The organism is Ruegeria sp. A4 (genome assembly GCF_056543025.1).
In genome coordinates this window covers 121,912-143,594 of the sequence record NZ_JBQGAW010000002.1, presented here as the reverse complement: position 1 = coordinate 143,594, position 21,683 = coordinate 121,912, and the positions used below count along the sequence as shown (strand labels likewise).

Here is a 21,683-nt window from a genome sequence, read left to right as displayed (position 1 = left end):
CAGTCTGGCAACAAAGTGGCATCATATCTCTTCGACGGTCATGACGCCTTCCAGGGATTTGATCGCGCCCTTGATCTGCGGGTTGATTGGGAATTCACGTCCCAGCTCCATCTCAACATCGCCGGGCAGGCTGGGGTCCAGCAACATGAACTGGACTGGTCCCCGTGCAGCCCCTTTCGCGGCAGAGGCGGCGTCCTCGAGCACCTTGGCGACCGTTGGTACGACCTGCGCTTCGTCCACAAAGATGCGCAACCCGGTCGCACCGGCCTCGGCCACGAGGGAATCCGCAGGGCCAACCGAGCGGCCCAGCAGCTTGAGCTGATCGGCTTCCATCGTTGCCTCGGCGTTCAGAACCACCTGCGCGCCGGTTTCCAGAAACTCGCGACACTTCTCCAGCGTGTCTGAAAACAGCGTGACCTCATAGGCGCCAGTGGGATCAGACATTTGAACGAAAGCAAAGCGGTTGCCCTTGGCCGATTTCCGCTCCTGCCGCCCGGCGACCACACCGGCCATCTTGGCGATGAACGGGCCAGACCGGGCCCTTTCCGTCACCTCGTCCAGCGTCATCACCTGTTTGCGTTTCAGCGCAGGCATGTAATCGTCCAGCGGGTGGCCGGACAGGTAGAAGCCGATGGCCTTGAATTCTTCGCTGAGGCGCTCCGCCGGCAGCCAGTCGGGTGTCGGCGACAGGCGCGGTTCGGGCAGGTCGTCGCCTGCCTCGCCGAACAGAGACACCTGATTGGAGTTCTTCTGTTCATGGATCGCCGCCGAATACTGTACCAGACGGTCAAGGCTTTCGAACACGCGGCGACGGTTCTTGTCGAGCTCATCAAAAGCGCCCGCACGCGCCAGCATTTCCAGCGGACGTTTGCCGACCTTTTTCAGATCGACCCGGCGGGCGAAGTCAAAGAGGTTGACGAAAGGCTTGTCGCCCCTGCCCTGCACGACCAGATTCATCGCCTCGACGCCGACATTCTTGAGCGCGCCCAGCGCATAGACCAGTTGGCCGTCCACCACGTCGAAGGTCGCCAGCGAGCGGTTCACGCAGGGCGGCACGTAAGGCAGGCCCAGACCCTTTCGTACCTCTTCGAAATACACCGCCAGCTTGTCGGTCAGGTGGATATCGCAGTTCATGACGCCCGCCATGAATTCGACCGGGTGGTTCGCCTTGAGCCAGCCGGTCTGGTAGCTGACCACCGCGTAGGCCGCCGCGTGGGACTTGTTGAAGCCGTAGTTGGCGAATTTTTCCAAGAGGTCGAACACTTCGGAGGCCTTCTTGGCGTCCACCCCGTTCTTGGCCGCGCCGGCCTCGAATTTCGGGCGTTCGGCGTCCATCGCCTCTTTGATCTTCTTGCCCATCGCACGGCGCAGCAGGTCGGCGCCGCCAAGGCTGTAGCCCGCCATGACCTGCGCGATCTGCATCACCTGCTCCTGGTAGACGATGATGCCCTGGGTTTCCTCGAGGATATGGTCGATCAGCGGGTGGACCGAGGTGATCTCGCGCTGGCCGTTCTTGACCTCGCAATAGGTGGGGATGTTCTCCATCGGGCCGGGGCGGTAGAGCGCCACGAGAGCCACGATATCCTCGATGCAGGTGGGTTTCATGCGCTTGAGCGCGTCCATCATGCCCGAGCTTTCAACCTGGAACACCGCCACGGTCTTGGCCGCGGAATAAAGCTTGTACGTCGCCTCATCATCCAGCGGGATGGCGTTGATCTGGTTCTCAGCCCCCTCGGCGGGCTCATAAAGTTCGGTGCCATCGGCGGCGATGTGCAACGGGCGCCCGGATTTGAAAATCAGGTCCATCGCGTTCTGGATCACGGTCAGGGTCTTCAGGCCCAGAAAGTCGAACTTTACCAACCCGGCCTGTTCCACCCATTTCATGTTGAACTGGGTCGCGGGCATGTCCGAACGCGGGTCCTGATAGATCGGCACCAGCGCGTCCAGAGGCCGGTCGCCGATCACCACCCCCGCCGCGTGGGTCGAAGCATTCCGCAACAGCCCCTCGACCTGCTGGCCATAGGTCAGCAGGCGGTTGACCACCTCTTCCTCGCGCGCGGCCTCGCGCAGGCGGGGTTCGTCTTTCAGCGCCTTTTCGATGGAAACAGGTTTCACCCCCTCAACCGGGATCATCTTGGACAGGCGGTCCACCTGCCCATAGGGCATTTGCAGCACCCGCCCGATGTCGCGCACGGCGGCCTTGGACAGCAAGGCACCGAAGGTGATGATCTGACCCACCTTGTCGCGGCCGTATTTCTGCTGAACATAGCGGATCACCTCTTCGCGGCGGTCCATGCAAAAGTCGATGTCGAAGTCGGGCATCGAGACCCGTTCGGGGTTCAGGAACCGTTCGAACAGCAGGCTGTAGCGCAGCGGGTCAAGGTCGGTGATCGTCAGCGCATAGGCCACCAGCGAGCCCGCGCCCGAGCCCCGCCCCGGCCCGACCGGAATGTCGTGATCCTTGGCCCATTGGATGAAATCCGCGACGATCAGAAAGTAGCCGGGGAAACCCATGCTTTCGATGATGCCCAGTTCGAAATCCAGACGTTCCTGGTATTCCTCGGGCGTCACGGCATGCGGGATCACGGCCAGACGTTTCTGCAAGCCTTCATTGGCGATGCGCCGCAGCTCGGCCACCTCGTCATCCGCAAATTTTGGCAGGATCGGGTCGCGTCGATAGGCCATGAACGCGCAGCGTCTGGCGATCTCGACGGTGTTTTCGATGGCCTCGGGCAAGTCGGCGAACAGGGTCGCCATCTCTTGTTGTGACTTGAAGTAGTGCTGAGCCGTCAGCCGACGGCGGCCTTCCTGCTGGTCGACATAGGCCCCTTCCGATATGCAGATCAGCGCGTCATGCGCTTCGTACATGTCCGGCGTCGGGAAATAGACGTCATTCGTTGCGACCAGCGGCAGGTTCTTGGCATAGGCCATCTCGACATGGCCGCGTTCTGTCAGGCGCTCGGCCTCGGGTTGGCCATCTTCACCCGGATGGCGCTGAAGCTCGATATAAAACCGGTTGGGGAACATTGCCGCCAGCCGATCGACCAACGCTTCGGCCGCCGGGCGCTGACCCTGTTGCAACAGCATTCCGACCGGGCCGTCAGGTCCACCGGACAGGCAGATCAACCCTTCAGATCGGTCGGCCAGTTCTTCCAAAGTGACCTGAGGCAGTTGCCCGCCCTTGTCCACGTAGAGACACGTACTGAGTTTCATCAGGTTTTCGTACCCGGTCTCGGACTGCGCCAGCAGCACCAGAGGCACGGGCATCTTCGGCTTCTCGCCCGGCTGGGCCTGGACATAGGTCAGATCGACCTGGCACCCCATGATCGGCTGTACCCCGGCGCCGCTTGCGGTGACCGAGAATTCCAGCGCCGAAAACATCGAATTGGTATCCGTCACGGCGACCGCCGGCATTTCCATCTTCTCGCACAGGCCCGGCAGCTTTTTCAGCCGCACGGCGCCTTCCAGAAGGGAATATTCAGTGTGAACGCGGAGGTGGATGAATCGTGGAGAACTGCTCATGACGCCCAAGCTACCCCAGCCGGCTGCGCGGCAAAAGGCTGAACCGCGTCGCGTTTGCCGCAAAAAAATCGCCATTGATTATTCGGCTTTTTCAGAAGGTGCTTCGGGATTAACTGGGCGTCGCAATCAAAAACCGCTTTATTTACAAGTGGCTGCTCATTAATCAGAAAAGACGGTCACAGGCCGTATACGTCTAATGGTGTATAACAGAGGCGGTTTTTCTTGCCAGACAAGCCGCGCTGTTTCTAACATCTCATGGCAAGCAATTCGCCCGCCACTCTTTCTACGTCGCATCGAAGGAGGGCCACAAGGGCGCAACCGGGTAAGGCGATGGGTTTCTCTAATGAACATCACGTTTCTTCTGAACGGAGAGACAGTGGAGTTGGCTGATATCGATCCGACAGCCACCCTGCTGGATTGGCTGCGCGAAGATCGCGGCCTGACCGGCACCAAGGAAGGCTGCAACGAAGGCGATTGCGGGGCTTGCACCGTGATGGTGACGGATGACGAAGGCGCCAAGGCACTGAACTCGTGCATTCTGTTTCTGCCGCAACTGCATGGCAAAGCGGTGCGCACGGTCGAAGGTGCCAGCGGCCCGAATGGCGAAGCGCACCCGGTTCAGCAGGCAATGGTTGATCTGCACGGCTCGCAATGCGGCTTCTGCACACCCGGTTTCGTGATGTCGATGGTGGCCGGGCACACGAACGGTGCAACGGACCATGACACTTTGCTTGCAGGCAACCTGTGCCGCTGCACCGGCTATGCGCCGATCATTCGCGCGGCGAAAGCGGCCGAGGAACAGCCCGTTCCGGTTTGGGTCAAAGATAAACCACCTGCAACGATTGCCGCTTCGCGCATGCTGCCAACTTCATCCGACGAATTGGCCGCCGTGTATGCCGAGAACCCGAATGCGACTCTGGTCGCTGGTGCGACCGATGTGGGCCTTTGGGTCACCAAGCAACTGCGCGAACTGGACCCGGTGATCTTCCTCAACCGCTGTGATGATTTGAAGAAGATTACGCTCGGCAGTGAAGAAGTCCGCTTTGGCGCAATGGTCGACATGAATCGCATGGCAGAAGCATTGGCCGATCTGCATCCGTCCTATGCCGAGATGATCCGCCGCTATGCCAGCGTTCAGGTCCGCCATGCGGCCACCGTGGGCGGCAATATCGCAAACGGTTCGCCTATCGGGGACAACCCGCCCGTGCTGATCGCATTGAACGCGACACTGCACCTGCGCAAGGGCGACGAGCGGCGGTCGATCCCGCTGGAAGAGTTCTTCATCGACTACGGCAAACAGGATCGGGTTCCGGGCGAGTTTGTGGAAGCCGTCAGCTTCCCCCGCCAGCCAGATCGCCTGAAGGCTTACAAGCTCAGCAAACGGTTCGATCAGGATATCTCGGCCGTCTGCGGCTGTTTCAACATAACCGTTTCGGAGGGCAGCGTCACACAGGCGCGCATCGCCTATGGTGGCATGGCTGCTGTTCCGAAACGGGCAACCCATGTCGAGGCCGCTTTGATCGGCAAACCGTGGACGCGCAAGACCGTTGACGCCGCGCTGCCATCCTTTGCCGACGACTTTTCGCCACTCACGGATATGCGCGCCTCGGCCCTGTATCGACTGGAAACCGCCAAGGCGATGCTTCAACGGTATTTCCTGGAAGATCAGGGCGAGATCACCAATGTGCTGGAGGTGTCAGCATGAGTGTGACGCAAGCCCTGCCCCACGACGCCGCCCCTTTGCACGTTTCGGGCGCGGCACGGTACGTGGATGACATCCCGACACCCAAGGGCACGCTGCACCTGGCCTTTGGCCTGAGCCAGATCGCCAAGGGCAAGATCACCGCAATGGATCTGTCGGCTGTCAAAAACGCCGAGGGTGTCGTGATGGTCATGACGGCAGAGGATCTGCCGTTTGCCAACGATGTCTCGCCCTCGATCCACGATGAGCCGCTGCTGTCGGACGGCACGGTGCATTATATCGGTCAGCCCGTGTTCCTGGTCGTTGCCACCAGCCATCTGGCCGCCCGCAAAGCGGCGCGATTGGGCAAGGTCGACTATGCCGAGGAAACGCCGATCCTGACGATCGAAGAAGCGCTGGCTGCCAACAGCCGGTTTGAAGATGGTCCACGCATCTATGCCAAGGGCGATGCGGATGCGGCCATTGCCAGTGCGCCGCATGTGATCGAAGGTTCGTTTGAATTGGGCGGGCAGGAGCATTTCTATCTGGAAGGTCAGGCCGCGCTGGCCGTGCCGAATGAAGGTGCGGATATGCTGGTGCACAGCTCGACCCAGCACCCGACCGAGATTCAGCACAAAGTGGCCGACGCTCTGGGTGTTCCGATGCACGCCGTCCGGGTCGAGACCCGCCGCATGGGCGGAGGGTTTGGCGGCAAGGAAAGTCAGGGCAACGCTTTGGCAGTGGCCTGCGCCGTGGCCGCCCGCGCAACCGGCAAGGCCTGCAAGATGCGCTATGACCGTGACGATGACATGATCATCACGGGCAAACGCCACGCTTTCCGCATTTCGTACAAGGCCGGGTTCGATGAGCATGGCCATATACAGGGCGTCTCATTCCTCCACTATGCGATCTGCGGCTGGGCGCAGGACCTGTCCTTGCCCGTGGCCGACCGGGCGATGCTGCACTCGGACAACGCCTACCTTTTGCCGAACGCCCGGATCGAAAGCCACCGCTTGAAGACCAACACCCAATCTGCCACCGCCTATCGCGGGTTCGGCGGCCCGCAGGGCATGGTCGGCATCGAACGGGTCATGTACCATGCCGCGCATGCGCTGGGTTTGGATCCCGTCGAGCTGCGCCGCCGGAATTACTACGCACCCGCGCACGCCGTGACCGAGAGCACACCGACAGAAAAACCACTGGGGCATCCCGATCCGCACGAAGACCTGACCAGCCGCGGCGCCGTTGAAATGGGTGACGCACCGGTGCGTCCTCTGCCCGCCGGCGGGAACACCACACCCTATGGGATGGAGGTCAGCGATTTCGAACTGCACGGCATGACCGAGGCGTTGCTGAAATCCAGCGACTATGCCGCGCGCAAGACGGCTGTCGCGAAATGGAATGCCGAGAACAGTGTAATCAAAAAGGGCATCGCCTTTTCCCCGGTCAAGTTTGGTATCTCGTTCACGCTGACCCACCTCAATCAGGCGGGTGCGCTGGTGCATGTCTATCAGGACGGATCAGTCCACTTGAATCATGGCGGCACCGAGATGGGCCAGGGCCTGTTCCAGAAGGTCGCACAGGTCGCCGCGTCGCGCTTTGGCATACCGCTGGAGATGGTGAAAATCACCGCAACCGACACGGCGAAAGTACCGAACACGTCTGCGACGGCGGCATCTTCGGGCAGTGACCTGAACGGTATGGCGGTGAAGGCCGCTTGCGACACGATCCGCGACCGGATGGCCGCCTATCTTGCGGAACGTCATCAGGCCGATCCATCGACGGTCACGTTCTCGGATGGGCAGGTCTCGGTTTCAGAAGAACGCTACACCTTCGCCGAAGCCGCCGCACTGGCCTATCAGGGGCGCGTCAGCCTGTCGGCGACCGGGTTCTACAAGACGCCCAAGATCGAATGGGACCGGATCGCCGGGCGCGGTCGCCCTTTCTTCTACTTTGCCTACGGCGCTTCCGTTACCGAGGTGGCGGTGGACACTCTGACCGGTGAAAACCGCATTCTGCGAACGGATATCCTGCATGACGCGGGCGCGTCGCTGAATCCGGCTTTGGACATAGGTCAGGTTGAGGGCGGCTATGTACAGGGTGCAGGGTGGCTGACGACCGAAGAGCTGGTCTGGGATGACACGGGCAACCTGCGCACGCACACGCCCTCGACCTACAAGATTCCGGCCTGCTCGGACCGGCCGGACATCTTCAACGTCACGCTTTGGGATGGCGAAAATCGCGAGGACACCATCTATCGTTCGAAAGCTGTGGGCGAGCCGCCTTTCATGCTGGGGATCTCGGCCTGGCTGGCGCTGTCGAACGCAGTTGCCGCCTGCGGAGACAGATACCCGGCCCTGAACGCTCCGGCCACGGCCGAAGAGGTTTGGCGCGGTGTCCAGAGGATGAAGGGAGGCATCTGATGGGAGTTGACCTTGAGGCTTTGAGGGAGACGGTCAAAACCCACGGGAAAGTGGTTCGGGTGGTCATCGCCGGGATCAAAGGATCGTCCCCTCGCGAGGTGGGTGCTGCGATGCTGGTCTGGAAGGACGGGCAAAGCGGAACCATCGGCGGTGGTACGCTGGAATACCAGGCCGCAGAGGCCGCACGATCGCAAACAGTGGCCACGCGCCTGACGCATCACACGCTGGGACCGGACATGGGCCAATGTTGCGGTGGAGCGGTCTCGTTGTTCAGCGAAGTCTATGATCTCATGAAGGTTGAAACGCTGGATGATACGATCATTGCACGATCAGCATCCGGTGGCACCATGCCTCTTTCGGTCAAGCGAGTGCTGACGGCAGTACGCAATCAAGGCATCGCGCCCGAACCACGCCTGATCGACGGCTGGATGATCGAACCGGTGCATAAACCGGCACGAAACCTGTGGATCTGGGGCGCAGGTCACGTCGGACGGGCGCTGGTGGATGTTCTGTCCCCCCTGCCCGATCTTGCGATCACTTGGGTCGATACCGGCCCCGAGCGCTTTCCGGACGTGATTCCCGCAGGCGTGACCGATCTGCCCGCGACGAAACCGGCCGAACTTGTGCGACATGCACCGCCCAATGCCGAGCACCTTGTGCTGACTTATTCACACAATCTGGATTTAGAACTGTGCAACAGGCTGCTTTTGCACGATTTCCGCTTTGCGGGACTGATCGGCTCGGCTACCAAATGGGCGCGGTTCCGATCGCGGCTGGCGGCCCTTGGGCATCCGCCCGACCGGATAAGCCGGATTACCTGCCCGATTGGTGACCCGTCGCTGGGCAAACACCCGCAGATGATCGCCGTGGGCGTCGCAGCGCACCTGCTGCGTCCGGCCCGGCAGAATGAGTTGAAGAAGGACCTGAGCGCGTGACCACTCCATTGCTGAGCCTGCAAGGGTTGACCAAAGCCTATCCCGGTGTCGTGGCCAATGATCAGGTGTCCTTTGACATCGGAGAGGGCGAAGTTCACGCCCTGTTGGGGGAAAACGGGGCCGGGAAATCCACACTGGTCAAGATGATCTATGGGCTGGTGAAACCTGACAGTGGCACCATGCTGTTGCGCGGTCAGCCTTTTGCGCCGCCCGAGCCCCGCGCCGCGCGGGCCGACGGGATTGCGATGGTGTTCCAGCATTTTTCGCTGTTTGACGCGCTGAACGTGGCCGAGAACATCGCCTTGGGGATGGAAAACCCGCCCGCCATGGGTGATCTGGCCTCGCGCATCCGCGAAGTGTCGGAAACCTACGGCCTGCCGCTGGATCCGTTCCGCACTGTCGGCGATCTGTCCGCCGGGGAACGCCAGCGTGTTGAAATCATCCGTTGCCTGCTGCAAGACCCGAAACTGCTGATCATGGACGAACCGACCTCGGTACTGACCCCGCAGGAGGTCGAGATCCTGTTCGAGACGCTGAACAAGTTGCGGTCCGAGGGCACATCGATCCTGTATATCTCGCACAAGCTGGAAGAGATACGGACCCTGTGTGATCACGCCACGATCCTGCGTCTGGGCAAGAATGTGGGCGAGTGTGTCCCCTCTGAGACCTCGGCCCGCGACATGGCCGAACTGATGGTGGGAACGACCCTGCAAACCCCGGAACGTTCGGGGCGTGATTTTGGCGCAGTGACGCTGGATGTCAGCGGGCTGTCGGTGCCTTCTCCGTCAGAATTCGGTACTGCATTGCGCAACGTGCATTTGACTGTCCGCAAGGGCGAGGTTCTGGGCATTGGCGGCGTTGCGGGCAACGGGCAGGATGAGTTGCTGGGCGTTCTGTCCGGTGAAATCCTGACATCTGCCGACGCGATCAAGTTCAACGGTCAGGCGATCGGCAAGCTGGGTCCGACCGCGCGACGCAAACTTGGCGTGTTGACCGCGCCCGAAGAGCGGCTGGGCCATGCCGCTGCCCCGAACATGAGCCTGACCGAAAACGCCCTGTTGACCGGGTCGGTTCGAGAGGGTCTGGAAAGCAACGGCTTTCTCAAATGGACCGAGACCAAGAGCTTTGCGGAGAAGATCATCGAGATTTTTGACGTCAGGACACCCGGCCCGGACAACGCGGCGCGGTCCTTGTCCGGGGGGAACCTGCAGAAATTCGTGATCGGACGCGAAGTGCTGCAAAACCCGGATGTGCTGGTGGTGAACCAGCCAACCTGGGGCGTGGATGCTGCGGCGGCGGCGGCCATCCGGCAGGCAATCCTCGACCTGGCGGCAAAGGGAACGGCAGTTGTCTGCATCTCTCAGGATCTGGATGAGTTGATGGAAATCTCGGACAGCTTTGCTGCGCTGAACGAGGGCCGCCTGAGCGCGCCACGTCCGACAACCGGACTGACAGTGGACGAAATCGGGCTGATGATGGGCGGTGCCCACGGAATGGAGGTGGCGCATGTGTGATCTGTTGGGCCGCCTTCGGCGAGAGCATTTGAAAAAAGATGAAGAAGTCAGGGGAACGAGCTGATGATTTTGCTGGAGAAACGTCCTCAGCCTTCCAGGGTCTGGTCTTATGCGACGCCGTTGGTTGCAGTTTTGGCGACGATGTTTTTTGGCGGGTTATTGTTTGCCATACTGGGCAAGAATCCGGTTGAGGCCATCGGCACCATCTTCTGGGAACCTCTTTTTGGTGAATTCGCCTTTTATTATCGCCCACAGCTGCTGGTGAAAGGCGCTCCGCTGGTGCTTATCGCCATCGGTCTGTCGCTGGGCTTTCGTGCAGGCATCTGGAACATCGGGGCCGAGGGACAGTATATCATGGGCGCCATCTTCGGTGCGGGTGCCGGGCTGGCCTTTTATCCTTTGGATGCCTTCTATATCTTTCCGATTATGGTGATTGCCGGCGCCTTCGGCGGCTGGTTGTGGGCCATGATCCCCGCCTTCCTGAAGGTGCGTTTCGGCACCAACGAGATTCTCGTCTCGTTGATGCTGGTCTATGTGGCCGAGCAGATGCTGGCCTCGGTTTCTCTGGGTTTGCTGAAAAACCCCGAGGGGTTCGGCTTTCCGGGGTCCCGCAATTTGCAATCCTATGACAGTGCGCACAATGCCGAACTGATCGCCGGATCCGGTATGCACTGGGGTGTTGTGACCGCGTTGATAGCAGTGATCTCTGCCTATGTCCTGCTGAACCGGCACATGCTGGGCTTTCACATCCGCCTGACCGGTGAAGCACCACGCGCCGCGAAATTTGCGGGTGTGAACCCGGCCCGGTTGATCCTGTTCTGTCTGGGTCTGTCCGGCGCGCTTGCAGGACTTGCAGGCATGTTCGAGGTTTCCGGCCCTTCAGGCGTTGTCAGCATCGATTTCAACGTGGGCTACGGTTTCACTGCCATCATCGTGGCCTTTTTGGGCCGTCTGCACCCTGTGGGCATTCTGCTGGCCGGTGGCCTGATGGCGCTGACCTATATCGGCGGTGAAATCGCGCAGTCGCAGCTGGGCCTGCCTGCCGCTGCCATTCAGGTGTTCCAGGGCATGCTGCTGTTCTTCCTGCTGGCCTTCGACCTATTGACCAACTACCGCATCCGTGCGGCCCGTAACGAGGTGGCGTGACCCATGGACCTTGGTGAAATCAATCCCGTACTTCTGGTCGCTTCACTGATGGTGGCCGCGACCCCCTTGCTGCTGGCCGCGATCGGAGAGCTAGTCGTAGAGAAAGCAGGCGTTCTGAACCTCGGCGTCGAAGGCATGATGATTGTCGGTGCGATCAGCGGCTTCGCGATTTCGGTCGAGACCGGCTCGCCCTGGCTGGGCTTTGTTGCTGCCGCGATCGGCGGCGCTGTTCTATCGCTGCTGTTCGTCCTGCTGACGCAGTTTGCGCTGGCCAATCAGGTGGCCAGTGGTCTGGCGCTGACCCTGTTTGGTCTGGGGTTCAGCGCGTTGATGGGGCAAAGCTATGTGGGGATCAAACCCCCCAGTATGGGCGACATCCATATTCCGCTGATCAGCGATATTCCGGTTGTCGGTCCGATCCTGTTTCAACATGACCCGATCCTGTACGTGGGCATCGCGATCACGGCGGCCGTCTGGGCGGTGCTGAAATACACCCGTCTTGGTCTGATCCTGCGGGCAGTCGGTGAAAACCACGATGCCGCGCATGCGCTGGGCTACAAGGTGATCAAGATCCGCATTCTGGCCATCATGTTCGGCGGCGCCTGCGCTGGTCTGGGCGGGGCCTATATCAGCCTGATCCGCGTGCCGCAGTGGACCGAGGGCATGACCGCCGGTGTCGGCTGGATCGCATTGGCCCTTGTTGTCTTTGCAAGCTGGAAGCCGTGGCGTGTCCTGCTGGGTGCCTATTTGTTCGGCGGCATTACCGTTTTGCAGCTTAATTTGCAGGCAGCGGGCGTTGCCATTCCCGTCGAGTATCTGGCAATGTCGCCCTATATCATCACGATCCTTGTGCTTGTGATCCTTTCGGCCGACAAGAGCAGCGCACCTGCCTCGCTGGGCCGGACCTTCCATGCCTCACACTAGGGGCCAACAGTACCAACTTGGGGAGTAACACATGAAATTCACTACACTTCTGACGAGCGCCGCCATGGCGCTGGGTCTGGCCTCGGGGGCCATGGCCGAAGACAAGACCAAGGTCGGTTTCGTCTATGTCGGCCCGGTCGGCGATGGCGGCTGGACCTATGAACATGACAAGGGCCGGCAGGCCGTTGAAAAAGAGTTTGGCGACAAGGTTGAAACCGTATTCGTTGAATCCGTTCCCGAAGGCCCGGATGCCGAGCGCGTGATGACTCAGATGGCGCTGGAAGGCGCGGATCTGATCTTTACCACCTCGTTTGGCTACATGGACCCGACCATCAACGTGGCCAAGAAATTCCCGGACGTGAAGTTCGAGCACGCAACCGGCTATAAAACCGCCGACAACGTCTCGGTCTACTCGGCCCGTTTCTACGAAGGTCGCGCGGTTCAGGGCCACATCGCCGGTAAAATGACCAAGTCGAACATCATCGGCTATATCGGCTCCTACCCGATCCCTGAGGTGATCCGCGGCATCAACTCGGCCTATATCCACGCCAAGAAGGTGAACCCGGATGTCGAGTTCAAGATCGTCTGGGCCTATACGTGGTTCGACCCGGCGAAAGAAGCTGACGCCGCCACCGTTTTGATCGAACAGGGTGCGGACGTAATCCTGCAACACACCGATTCGACAGCGCCGCAAGCAGCAGCGCAAGAGGCCGGCAATGTGATCACCTTCGGTCAGGCGTCGGACATGAGCGAGTACGCACCGCTTCCGCGTGTGTCATCGATCATCGACAACTGGGCCCCCTATTACATCGCGCGTACAAAAGCGGTAATGGACGGAACCTGGACGTCTTCCAACACCTGGGACGGTATCGGAGCAGGAATGGTTGAAATCGGCGAGATTTCGGACGCGGTTCCCGCAGATGTCAAGGAAGAGGCTCTGGCCCTGAAGGCGGCGCTTGCAGATGGCAGCTATCACGCGTTCACCGGTCCGCTGAAGAAGCAGGACGGCAGCGACTGGCTGGCTGAAGGCGAAACCGCTGACGATGGCACGCTGGCAGGCATGAACTTCTATGTTGAAGGGCTGGAAGGCGAAATTCCGCAGTAAGCTGTATCGTCAAGGAACGGAAAGGGCCCGCAATCCGTGTGCGGGCCCTTTTTTGTGCTGTGCTCACCTGAGGTGCCGAACAACGAATGAGTTTACCTGGTCAGCGCAATCAAGCTCAGATCCATCACGCCCTGCCCTGTCTTCGCCACCCCACCACGCTGAGACAGGCAAACAAGACTGCGGCGACGCAGACAATTGATGGCCCCGCCGGAGTATCGAACACATAAGCTGCCCGTAACCCCGCAATCGAGGACATCGCGCCTATTGCTGCCGCTATCAACGCCATTGATTCGGGCGAGCGGGCCAGATTTCGTGCCGCCGCCGCGGGAATGATCAGCATCGCCGCGATCAGCAATACCCCCACGACCTTGATCGCAACAGCCACGGTCACCGCCAGAGACAGAGTCAGAATCAACTGTTCCCGCCTCGGGTCGAACCCACTGGCATAGGCCAGTTCCTCGTTCAATGTAGCCGTCAAAAGCTGAGCCCATCGCCAGGCGATCAGCGCCACGACAAGCGCCGCGCCGCCCCAGATCACAAGCAGATCCGAACGGGATACCGCAAGAATATCGCCGAACAGATATGCCATCAAATCAATGCGGACGCCGGACAAAAACGAAACGGCAACCAGACCGAAAGCCAAAGCGGAATGCGCCAGGACCCCCAGCAGCGTGTCCATCGCATAGCCACGACCCGCCAACAAAGTGACCGTCAGCGCCATAATCAACGCAACAGCCAGCGCACCGGTGAAGATCGACATCTGAAAGGTCAGTGACAGGGCCACGCCCAGAATCGCGGCATGTGCGGTTGCGTCACCGAAATACGCCATGCGGCGCCACACCACGAAACATCCAAGAGGCGCCGCCGCAAACGCAACGCCAATACCTGCAAGCGTTGCACGCATCATGAAATCGTCAAGCATCATTCCGCCGCTTCCTGAGGATTTGCATCATGGTCGTGATGGTGATCATGCTCGTGCCGGTACAGGGCAAGCGCTCCGCCTGTTCCCGTTCCGAACAAGGCCCGGTATTCCGGTGCCGAAGCGACCACCGCCGGCGATCCTTCACAGCACACATGGCCGTTCAGACAAATCACCCGGTCCGAGGCGCTCATGACCACGTGCAATTCGTGACTGATCATCAGGATTGCACATCCGGTTTCGCGGCGCACGGCCTCAATCTGCTGATAGAAACTCGCTGATCCGCGCTGGTCCAGCCCCTGGGTTGCCTCATCCAGCAGCAGAAGGTCAGGCTGGTTGATCAGCGCCCGCGCCAGCAACACACGCTGAAACTGCCCGCCGGACAGTTGCGACATCTGACGTTTCAACAGATCCGGGACGCCCGCTTTTTCCAATGCCTCGACACACTGACGGCCGGAGACACGGTCGGTCAGTCGCATGAATCGCTCGACCGAGATTGGCAACGTGGGATCCACGTGCAGTTTCTGCGGCACGTACCCGATCTTCAATCCGGGTTTCAGCGATACATGCCCGGCACTTGGCCTGGTCGCACCGATGATGGCGCGCAACAGGCTGGTTTTGCCCGACCCGTTCGGCCCGACGATGGTGACGATCTCGCCGGGTTCGACAGCCATGTCCACATGGCTCAGAACAGTGTTTGAACCATAGCGAACACTGAGATTCTCGACCGAGACGAGCGTCATTTTCAGGCCTTTTCGGTGCAGTCGGGGCAAAGTCCCTCGGCTTCTACAACCGTTCGCTCGATCTCGAAACCCGCTGCGCGCGCAGCGGCACCCAGAACACCTTTGGCCGGCATGGACTGCGCCTCGGCAACGGCATCGCACTTTCTGCAAATCATGAATGCCGGCGAATGCGACGCGCCGGGGTGAGAGCAGGCAACGAATGCATTCAGCCGCTCGATCTTGTGAACGAAGCCGTTTTGAACAAGGAAATCAAGCGCCCGATAGGCGACCGGAGGTTGAGACCCGAACCCTTCCTCTCGCAGGCGGTCAAGAATTGCATAGGCACCAAGGGCCCGATGCTCTTGCAGCAGCATTTCCAAGACCTTGCGGCGAACCGGCGTCAGGCGCAGCCCCTCGCCCTTGCAGCGCGCCTCGGCGGATACCAACGCAGTTTTGACGCAACTCTGATGGTCATGTTCCTGAAACCCGACCGGGGCCGCCTCATCGCCAGAGACAGGGTTCGTATCGCTTGTCATGTTATTTCATATCATGTATTGCCACTCGTAACGTTATAAAATCACACAGAGGGTCTGATGTCCAGAAAGCTTCTTCCAGTTTCGATCACGGTTGCATTGATGGGAGGAACGGCCATCGCAGACGTTCCGAACGTCGCGGTCGATATCGCGCCGATCCACTCGCTCGTTTCCCGGGTTATGGACGGCGTCGGAACACCGGCCCTGATCGTCGCACCCGGTGCCTCGCCCCATGAATACAACCTGCGCCCGTCCGAGGCGGCCGCATTGCAGGATGCCGATCTGGTGTTCTGGGTAGGAGAAGACCTGACACCTTGGATGGAAAGTGCCATCGAAACCCTTGCCGACGGTGCGACTGTCACGTCCCTTCTTGATGCGGATGGAACCGTTCTTCTGGAGTTCCGCGAAAGCGCTGTTTTCGAGGCACACGATCATGGCGGCGAAGACGAACATGATCATGATGATGAGCACATCGAAGACGACGGGCACGATCACGATGATCATGAACATGGTCACGACGACCATGCAAAGGATGATGACCACGAGCATGATCACGAAGACCACGCCAAGGATGATGATCACGAGCATGATCACGACGACCACGCCAAGGATGATGATCACGATCACGAAGAACATGCCGATCAAGACAAGCATGATGAGCATCATGATCACGCGCATGGCGCGCACGACCCACATGCGTGGCTTTCACCGGCAAATGCAGAAACCTGGCTGAATCTGATCGCCGCGCAGCTGTCGTCTGCCGACCCGGACAATGCAGGTGCATATTTTGCCAATGCCGCAGCCGCGCGCGCTGAAATGGCCGCGCTGTCTGAACATGTGGCCGAGACACTTGGACCGGTTCGCGGAGGAAGCTTCGTCGTGTTCCACGACGCCTACCAGTATTTCGAGGATGCATTTGACTTTCCGGCCGCAGGTGCGATTTCCATCGCCGACGCCTCGGACCCGAGCCCGGCTCGTATCGCCGAGATTCAAACCCGTATCCGCGAAGAAGGTATCAACTGCGTTCTCGCCGAGCCGCAATTCAACCCCGGTATCGTCAAAACCGTGCTGGACGGGACCGAGGCGAAAACGGGCGTAATCGATCCGCTGGGCTCTGATCTGGAACCCGGAGCCGGTCTCTACCCGCAAGTTATTCTCAACATGGCAAAAACTCTGGCCGAGTGTCTCTAACCCTGTCGCAAGCCCGGTTCAGTTTGAGAAACTGGCCGGGTTCAATCATCCAGAAGACAGGGCGGATCAACTCGCAGACCGAAAAAATCGGCAGCTACTTCACATATAATGCCATGAAGCATCCGTATTCACTGCGCGGCACGGTTCACGGCTTGAAAAACGAAGCGGTGACACACGTCATTTTTTCTGGTTGACCGGCGCGCAGATGGCTAGGCACGCCCCCTTCTTCGTGAAGTCGCACGGCAAGCCTCGGGTTGATGACAAACCGGTGTTACGCGGGATTATCTTCATCAACTGCAATGTTTCGCGGTGGCGCGACACTCCCGAGGAATACAGAACTCACAAGACGCTTAACAGCCGGTGGAAGCGTCGGTGCAAGAAGGGTATCTCCGCCCGGATGTTGGCCGAACTGGTTGCCGGGCACGGCGAAAGGAAGACCACGATCCCCTGCCGGGCAATGGACGCGACCTATCTCATGGCAAACGGCACCGAGACCAGTATGGCCGAAAAAAGGGGGGCGTGGCCGCCTGATCGGGCGCACCAAGGGCGGCATGAATACCAAGCTGATGCCCGCCTGCGATGGCCAGGGTCGCCCGCTCAACCTGTTCGTGACCGGCGGGAGCGACAGTGATTGCATCGACGCCCGGGCTCTGCTCAGTAGCATCCCAACTGTGGATTGGCTGCTTGGGGAACGTGGCCGTGATGCCAGGTCAAGGAAGACAAGCGCCGCAACTGCATCGAGACTATGTTTGGCGGGCTTAAGAATTGGAGGCGTGCGGCAACCCGCCATCACCGTTGATCCGGGGTCTTCCAATCAGCGACCGCACTCAAAGAAACCGTCATCCACTGACTGGGAATCTTCGCCCATGTACATTAGCTCTTTTTCGAAACCTTTCCGCCGGAATAGAGATGCGAAGCGCTGTGCTCTTAAATCCTCGCGCTACGTCAGTCACATTGTTTTTTTGTTTTCAATATAGTTAGTCACTGTATCTTGATCGGAACGACCCTGAAGAGAGACGCAGGAGATTTCAAAATGGAATTGATTTCTGAGCAGCTTCGTACCTTCCCGATTATGGCGCTGTTTCTTTGTCTGGGCTTAGGTTATGGCGTTGGAAAGTTCAGGGTCGGCAAGTTCGAACTTGGTGGCATCGCCGGAACCCTTTTGGTGGCCGTTCTTGTAGGTCAAATCGGGGGCATTAACCTAAGCACCGATGTCCAGAATATTTTCTTCTCTCTCTTCATTTTTATGGTCGGCTATAATGGTGGCCCTCAATTTTTTGCAGCTCTGAACCGAACCGCACTTACCAAGTTACTGGCTGCATTTATGATGACTGTCTGGGGACTTTTCTTTGTGGTGGTCGTCGCCCGTTTGGCTGGGTTGGACAAAGGGTTGGCCGCTGGGCTGGCTGCAGGAGGGCTTACGCAATCCGCAATCATTGGTACCGCTGGAAATGCCATCGACCTGCTTGGGCTGGCCGCTGACGAAGCGGAAAAGCTCAAAACCAACATCGCCGTGGGATATTCAGTCACTTACATCTTCGGCTCGATCGGGCCAATTTTGGCGGTGAGTGTTATTCCAATCATAATGCGCGTGGATCTGCGCAAAGAGGCGATTAAGCTGGCCCAAAAACTCAGCGGAGGTGGCCGCAAACTGGAAGAAGGTGAGTTCCTCCCAATGAACCGCTTTAACGCCCGCGCCTATCAGGTAGGTTCCGACGCCTCGATTGCAGGAAAGTCAGTTAAATCCATCGAAAACACTTACGACGGCGACCTGATCGTCGAGAAAATTCTGCATGAAGGTGCCCCGTTAGATCCGAAACCGGACATGGTTATCAGCCCAGGAGACGTCATCGTTGTATCGGGGCTTGTTACAACCCTGACCCGGTTCGAAGGTAGTGCAAGCGGAGAAATTGGTGAGTACCCACCTGAATTGACGGTGGTGGAAGAACGTCGAAATGTTGTTGTCACTAATCGGAAACTGACAGGTAAAACTCTTGCCGAATTACGCGAATCCCTGACAGACGATCAACGACGCGGCGTTCACATCTCAAAGATTACCCGAATGGGTCACGAAGTGCCGGTGTTGCAAAATACCGAAATTCATGCAGGCGATGAGATCTGCATCGTCGGCCACAAAGACGATTTGAACCGTGCGGCAAAAGAGGCGGGATACGTACCGCCATTGGCTTCGGCCACAAATTTCATCGCGCTGGGGATTGGTGTGGCAATTGGCTATTTGATTGGCGAAATCAGCTTCGTGATCGCTGGAACCAAAGTGTCGCTCGGCTCGGGCCTTGGGTGCCTCGTGACAGGGTTGATAATCGGGTATTTGCGTATTCGCCGACCAAAGATCGGCGGGATCAACCATGGGGCCGCAAATTTTCTGCAGAGTTTCGGATTGGCGGTATTCGTCGGGGTTGTTGGTTTGAATGCCGGTAAACCTGCTCTGGAAGCAATTCAACAGTACGGCGTTACCCTGCTTCTGTTGGGAGTCCTGGTCACAATGATGCCAATGATTGTTCAATTCCCTATTAACTACTATGTCTTGCGCATCAAAAACCCGGTCGAAGCCTGCGCGGTTGTTACCGGGTCCCGGTCCGGGAACCCGGGGTTTGCCACGTTGCTTGAAAAGGCAGGGAACTCCACCCCCACGCCAGCGTTCACCATGACCTATGCGGTTGCAAATATCTTTTTGACGCTCTGGGGCCCGCTCGTTGTGGCGTTCGTACCGTAAGTCGCTTCAGAATTACCTCAACTTTCGATCGCGACTATGTGGCATGCGGCTAGGGCATGACCCGCTGAGAAGACAGGCTGATAGTTTGGGTCGCCTGCGTCCTCAGCGGCCATGTTTTTAACCGTGCAACGGCAATCCTTTTGACGCGCGATAAGCCTGCACATATCCAACGGCCACAGCCCGTACAGCGCGACCGATCTGGCGATAGGCACTGTCGTCCAAATTGGCGAAAGACACGCGTGCAGACCAGTTGGGCGCATCAAAACCGGACCCGTTCAACAGCACGATTCCGTGGTCCTGCGCCAGTTTGAACGAGATATCCAACGGGTGAACGTTTTCCTTGATCCATTCGACCACATCTTCGCCGACGTATTTCCGCAGCCAGAACTCGAAATCTATGATGCCATAATACTTGTCGAACAACGGGTTGTCGGCGACTTCAACGCCCAATCCGTCGACCAGTTCATCAAAACGGTGCTTCAAGATACCCCAACAGAATTTCTGATAAACTTTCTCTTGGTCCATCAATTCAACAAGCGAGAACAATGTCATCATCACTTGTTGTGGCACCGACAGACCCGCAGTGTGATTTAGTGCGACATCCCGGCTGTCGGCGACAATCCGATCAATGAACTTGAACGAGGACGGGTCGGGGGTCAGCGATTCATACCGGGCGTTCACCACAGCTTTGGTCTCGTCCGGTGCCTCAGCAATCATCTTGTCGAAGATGTTGTTCTCGGCCACCAGAATTGCGCCCAGACGCCAGCCCGTGCAACCGAAATACTTCGAGTAGGAGTAAACCCCGATCGTGTTTTCAGGAAGATGCCCCATCACCGATTGAAAGTCAGGTACGAAGGTGCCGTAGACATCATCTGTCAATATGATCAGGTCAGGACGGCGGGTTTTAACGAAGTCCACAAGTCGGGTCATGACTTCGGGGCTGATCGCGACAGAGGATGGATTCCCTGGGTTGACCAAGAACAGCGCTTTGACTTTGGGATCGGCCAACAGTTCAAAATCGTTGTCGTTAAGTTGAAAATGATCTTCTTCAGCAGAAGACACATCCACAGTATTCAACCCGTAATCTTCAAGCACTGGCATCTCCAGATAAGGCGTGAAGATCGGCGTGCCCAATGCAATTGTGTCGCCTGCATTAAGCAGCCGCTGGTTCTTGAGCGCCTTGAAAATATAGCACATCGCAGCAGTTCCGCCCTCTACTGCGTAGATATCGAACTTTGCGTCGGGCCGATGGCCTGCGCACATCGCCCACATCACGTATTCGTGGACGATCGCCTCATTGTGTTCCAAGCACCTGTCCGGCATCGGGTAGTGGTCGCCAATGATACCGTCGGTCAATTCGAGTACGAAATCGTCTGCTGTGAAACCAAATTTTTCAATCGCAAAATCCACCACGGCCACCAAAGTATCTGCGCCTGGAGGACCGTTTTTTTTCGACGTGTCGGCGCAGTATGCCTTGAGCCGTTCGTAACATCCCGGCCCTTGTGGCATACCGGCTAGTCCAACTTGTGGTTCATTGCGATGTCGCTGTGCCTCGGTCATCGCGAACTGACCCAAAAGGAAGAACGCCTCTCGTGCCTTGGTAGCGATCCAATTCGGGTTGCCGCGCCCTGCGTTCAAATATGGCAGTGCCATTTGGCGCGACTCCCTCTGCGCCAGCTTTATGAGTTCGTCTTTGATCTGGAAAGGACTTAGGTTCTCGAACTTATGCAGGTCCAGCGTTTCTGCCATGGCATCAAACCTTTGCGTTAGAACAATCGAAAGAATTCAACCGGATCGTATGCAAGGTGATGCGCAAATGTAAACAGAACTATCAGAATGGAGCGACCGACGAAAAGAAAACCATGAACTTCAAAACAGGCTCTGGGGTCGCGATTCCTAACCAGTAAACGACTGTTGCTGCGGGTGCGATCGCTGATTGAAAGATCCTGGAACAGGTCGCGCCTATTGCCCAACAGGGTAGCACGCCAATGATGTCACGAGAGGGATCATCACAGTCTTCTTCTCGCCCTGCCCGGCAACAAGGTCGGCCAGCATTCCGGCGAAGATACCTTTCTCGCACCAACGCTTTCTCCGGCTGTGAAGCGCGTAGTGCGCTCTGTATTTATCGGGAACGTTGCGCCACCGCGAACCATTGCGGTTGATGGAAATAATCCCGCTTAATACCCGTTTGTCATCAACCCGAGGCGTGCCAAGCGACTCCGCTAAGAAGGGAGCGAGCCTGGCCACCTGCTCGTCGGTCAACCAGAAAGGATCACCCGTTTCACCGCTCTGTTTTCTAGGACGTGTACCCTGAAGTGCCGTGAAAATGGATGC

The 21,683-nt window shown here is 58.5% G+C and carries 16 protein-coding genes and 2 pseudogenes; 12 read left to right on the top strand and 6 right to left on the bottom strand.

The genetic code is table 11. The annotated features are described in order from the left end of the window. Nucleotides 1-21: 21 nt before the first annotated feature. On the bottom strand, nucleotides 22-3,522 hold the full coding sequence (gene dnaE / locus ACR0E2_RS09930; RefSeq protein ID WP_480446278.1) for a DNA polymerase III subunit alpha: 3,501 nt from the start codon (nucleotides 3,520-3,522) through the stop codon (nucleotides 22-24). On the opposite strand from dnaE, the gene ACR0E2_RS09925 reads away from it, so the two are divergent. From ACR0E2_RS09925 to ACR0E2_RS09890, 8 genes are all read left to right on the top strand, one after another. Beyond that, nucleotides 3,521-3,685 (top strand): hypothetical protein, encoded by a 165-nt coding sequence (locus ACR0E2_RS09925; RefSeq protein WP_480446277.1) that lies wholly within the window; start codon nucleotides 3,521-3,523, stop codon nucleotides 3,683-3,685. The two genes, dnaE and ACR0E2_RS09925, sit on opposite strands and share 2 nt — an antisense overlap. Before the next feature lie 180 nt (nucleotides 3,686-3,865). Beyond that, nucleotides 3,866-5,227, top strand: coding sequence for a xanthine dehydrogenase small subunit (gene xdhA / locus ACR0E2_RS09920; protein WP_480446276.1), 1,362 nt, complete (start codon nucleotides 3,866-3,868; stop codon nucleotides 5,225-5,227). Next, the gene (xdhB, locus tag ACR0E2_RS09915; RefSeq protein ID WP_480446275.1) at nucleotides 5,224-7,626 is read left to right on the top strand and encodes a xanthine dehydrogenase molybdopterin binding subunit; all 2,403 of its coding nucleotides are present in this window, start codon (nucleotides 5,224-5,226) and stop codon (nucleotides 7,624-7,626) included. Before xdhA ends, xdhB begins: the two co-directional genes overlap by 4 nt. Further along, a complete protein-coding gene (gene xdhC / locus ACR0E2_RS09910) occupies nucleotides 7,626-8,561 on the top strand; it encodes a xanthine dehydrogenase accessory protein XdhC (protein ID WP_480446274.1) in 936 nt (311 codons plus the stop codon). The genes xdhB and xdhC overlap by 1 nt, the downstream gene beginning before the upstream one ends. Then, complete coding sequence (locus ACR0E2_RS09905) at nucleotides 8,558-10,075, top strand: ABC transporter ATP-binding protein (RefSeq protein WP_480446273.1); 1,518 nt, start codon at nucleotides 8,558-8,560, stop codon at nucleotides 10,073-10,075. Before xdhC ends, ACR0E2_RS09905 begins: the two co-directional genes overlap by 4 nt. Before the next feature lie 63 nt (nucleotides 10,076-10,138). Further along, nucleotides 10,139-11,221 carry an ABC transporter permease gene (locus tag ACR0E2_RS09900; RefSeq protein WP_480446272.1) on the top strand — a complete coding sequence of 361 codons (1,083 nt, stop codon included), beginning with the start codon at nucleotides 10,139-10,141 and terminating at the stop codon, nucleotides 11,219-11,221. Nucleotides 11,222-11,224: 3 nt separating this feature from the next. After that, nucleotides 11,225-12,145: an ABC transporter permease gene (locus ACR0E2_RS09895; RefSeq protein ID WP_171232333.1), complete on the top strand. Its 921-nt coding sequence runs from the start codon at nucleotides 11,225-11,227 to the stop codon at nucleotides 12,143-12,145. A gap of 31 nt (nucleotides 12,146-12,176) precedes the next feature. Then, on the top strand, nucleotides 12,177-13,250 hold the full coding sequence (locus ACR0E2_RS09890; protein ID WP_152460134.1) for a BMP family ABC transporter substrate-binding protein: 1,074 nt from the start codon (nucleotides 12,177-12,179) through the stop codon (nucleotides 13,248-13,250). Between the two features lie 124 nt (nucleotides 13,251-13,374). Here the strand turns inward: ACR0E2_RS09890 and ACR0E2_RS09885 are convergent, their stop codons facing one another. From ACR0E2_RS09885 to ACR0E2_RS09875, 3 genes are read right to left on the bottom strand one after another with little or no spacing between them, the layout of a single operon-like run. After that, on the bottom strand, nucleotides 13,375-14,172 hold the full coding sequence (locus tag ACR0E2_RS09885) for a metal ABC transporter permease (RefSeq protein WP_152460625.1): 798 nt from the start codon (nucleotides 14,170-14,172) through the stop codon (nucleotides 13,375-13,377). Then, entirely contained in the window at nucleotides 14,172-14,912 is a 741-nt protein-coding gene (locus ACR0E2_RS09880; protein WP_152460133.1) for a metal ABC transporter ATP-binding protein, read from the bottom strand. Before ACR0E2_RS09880 ends, ACR0E2_RS09885 begins: the two co-directional genes overlap by 1 nt. 2 nt (nucleotides 14,913-14,914) lie before the next feature. Further along, the gene (locus ACR0E2_RS09875) at nucleotides 14,915-15,427 is read right to left on the bottom strand and encodes a transcriptional repressor (protein WP_480446271.1); all 513 of its coding nucleotides are present in this window, start codon (nucleotides 15,425-15,427) and stop codon (nucleotides 14,915-14,917) included. A 57-nt stretch (nucleotides 15,428-15,484) separates the two neighbouring features. On the opposite strand from ACR0E2_RS09875, the gene ACR0E2_RS09870 reads away from it, so the two are divergent. The 4 genes and pseudogenes from ACR0E2_RS09870 to aspT all read left to right on the top strand — a co-directional run bounded on the left by ACR0E2_RS09870 (nucleotide 15,485) and on the right by aspT (nucleotide 19,349). After that, the gene (locus ACR0E2_RS09870) at nucleotides 15,485-16,615 is read left to right on the top strand and encodes a zinc ABC transporter substrate-binding protein (RefSeq protein ID WP_480446270.1); all 1,131 of its coding nucleotides are present in this window, start codon (nucleotides 15,485-15,487) and stop codon (nucleotides 16,613-16,615) included. Next, nucleotides 16,606-16,809: a hypothetical protein gene (locus ACR0E2_RS09865; protein ID WP_480446269.1), complete on the top strand. Its 204-nt coding sequence runs from the start codon at nucleotides 16,606-16,608 to the stop codon at nucleotides 16,807-16,809. Before ACR0E2_RS09870 ends, ACR0E2_RS09865 begins: the two co-directional genes overlap by 10 nt. An 11-nt stretch (nucleotides 16,810-16,820) precedes the next feature. Next, a pseudogene (locus tag ACR0E2_RS09860) lies at nucleotides 16,821-17,414 on the top strand (transposase family protein). Nucleotides 17,415-17,648: 234 nt separating this feature from the next. After that, nucleotides 17,649-19,349, top strand: a complete 1,701-nt coding sequence (aspT, locus tag ACR0E2_RS09855) for an aspartate-alanine antiporter (RefSeq protein ID WP_480446268.1) — start codon at nucleotides 17,649-17,651, stop codon at nucleotides 19,347-19,349. 117 nt (nucleotides 19,350-19,466) lie between these two features. Here aspT and ACR0E2_RS09850 read toward each other — a convergent pair whose 3' ends face one another. Continuing rightward, a complete protein-coding gene (locus tag ACR0E2_RS09850) occupies nucleotides 19,467-21,098 on the bottom strand; it encodes a bifunctional aspartate transaminase/aspartate 4-decarboxylase (RefSeq protein WP_480446267.1) in 1,632 nt (543 codons plus the stop codon). Between the two features lie 255 nt (nucleotides 21,099-21,353). After that, a pseudogene (locus ACR0E2_RS09845) lies at nucleotides 21,354-21,677 on the bottom strand (transposase); the annotation flags it as partial. Nucleotides 21,678-21,683: the final 6 nt, after the last annotated feature.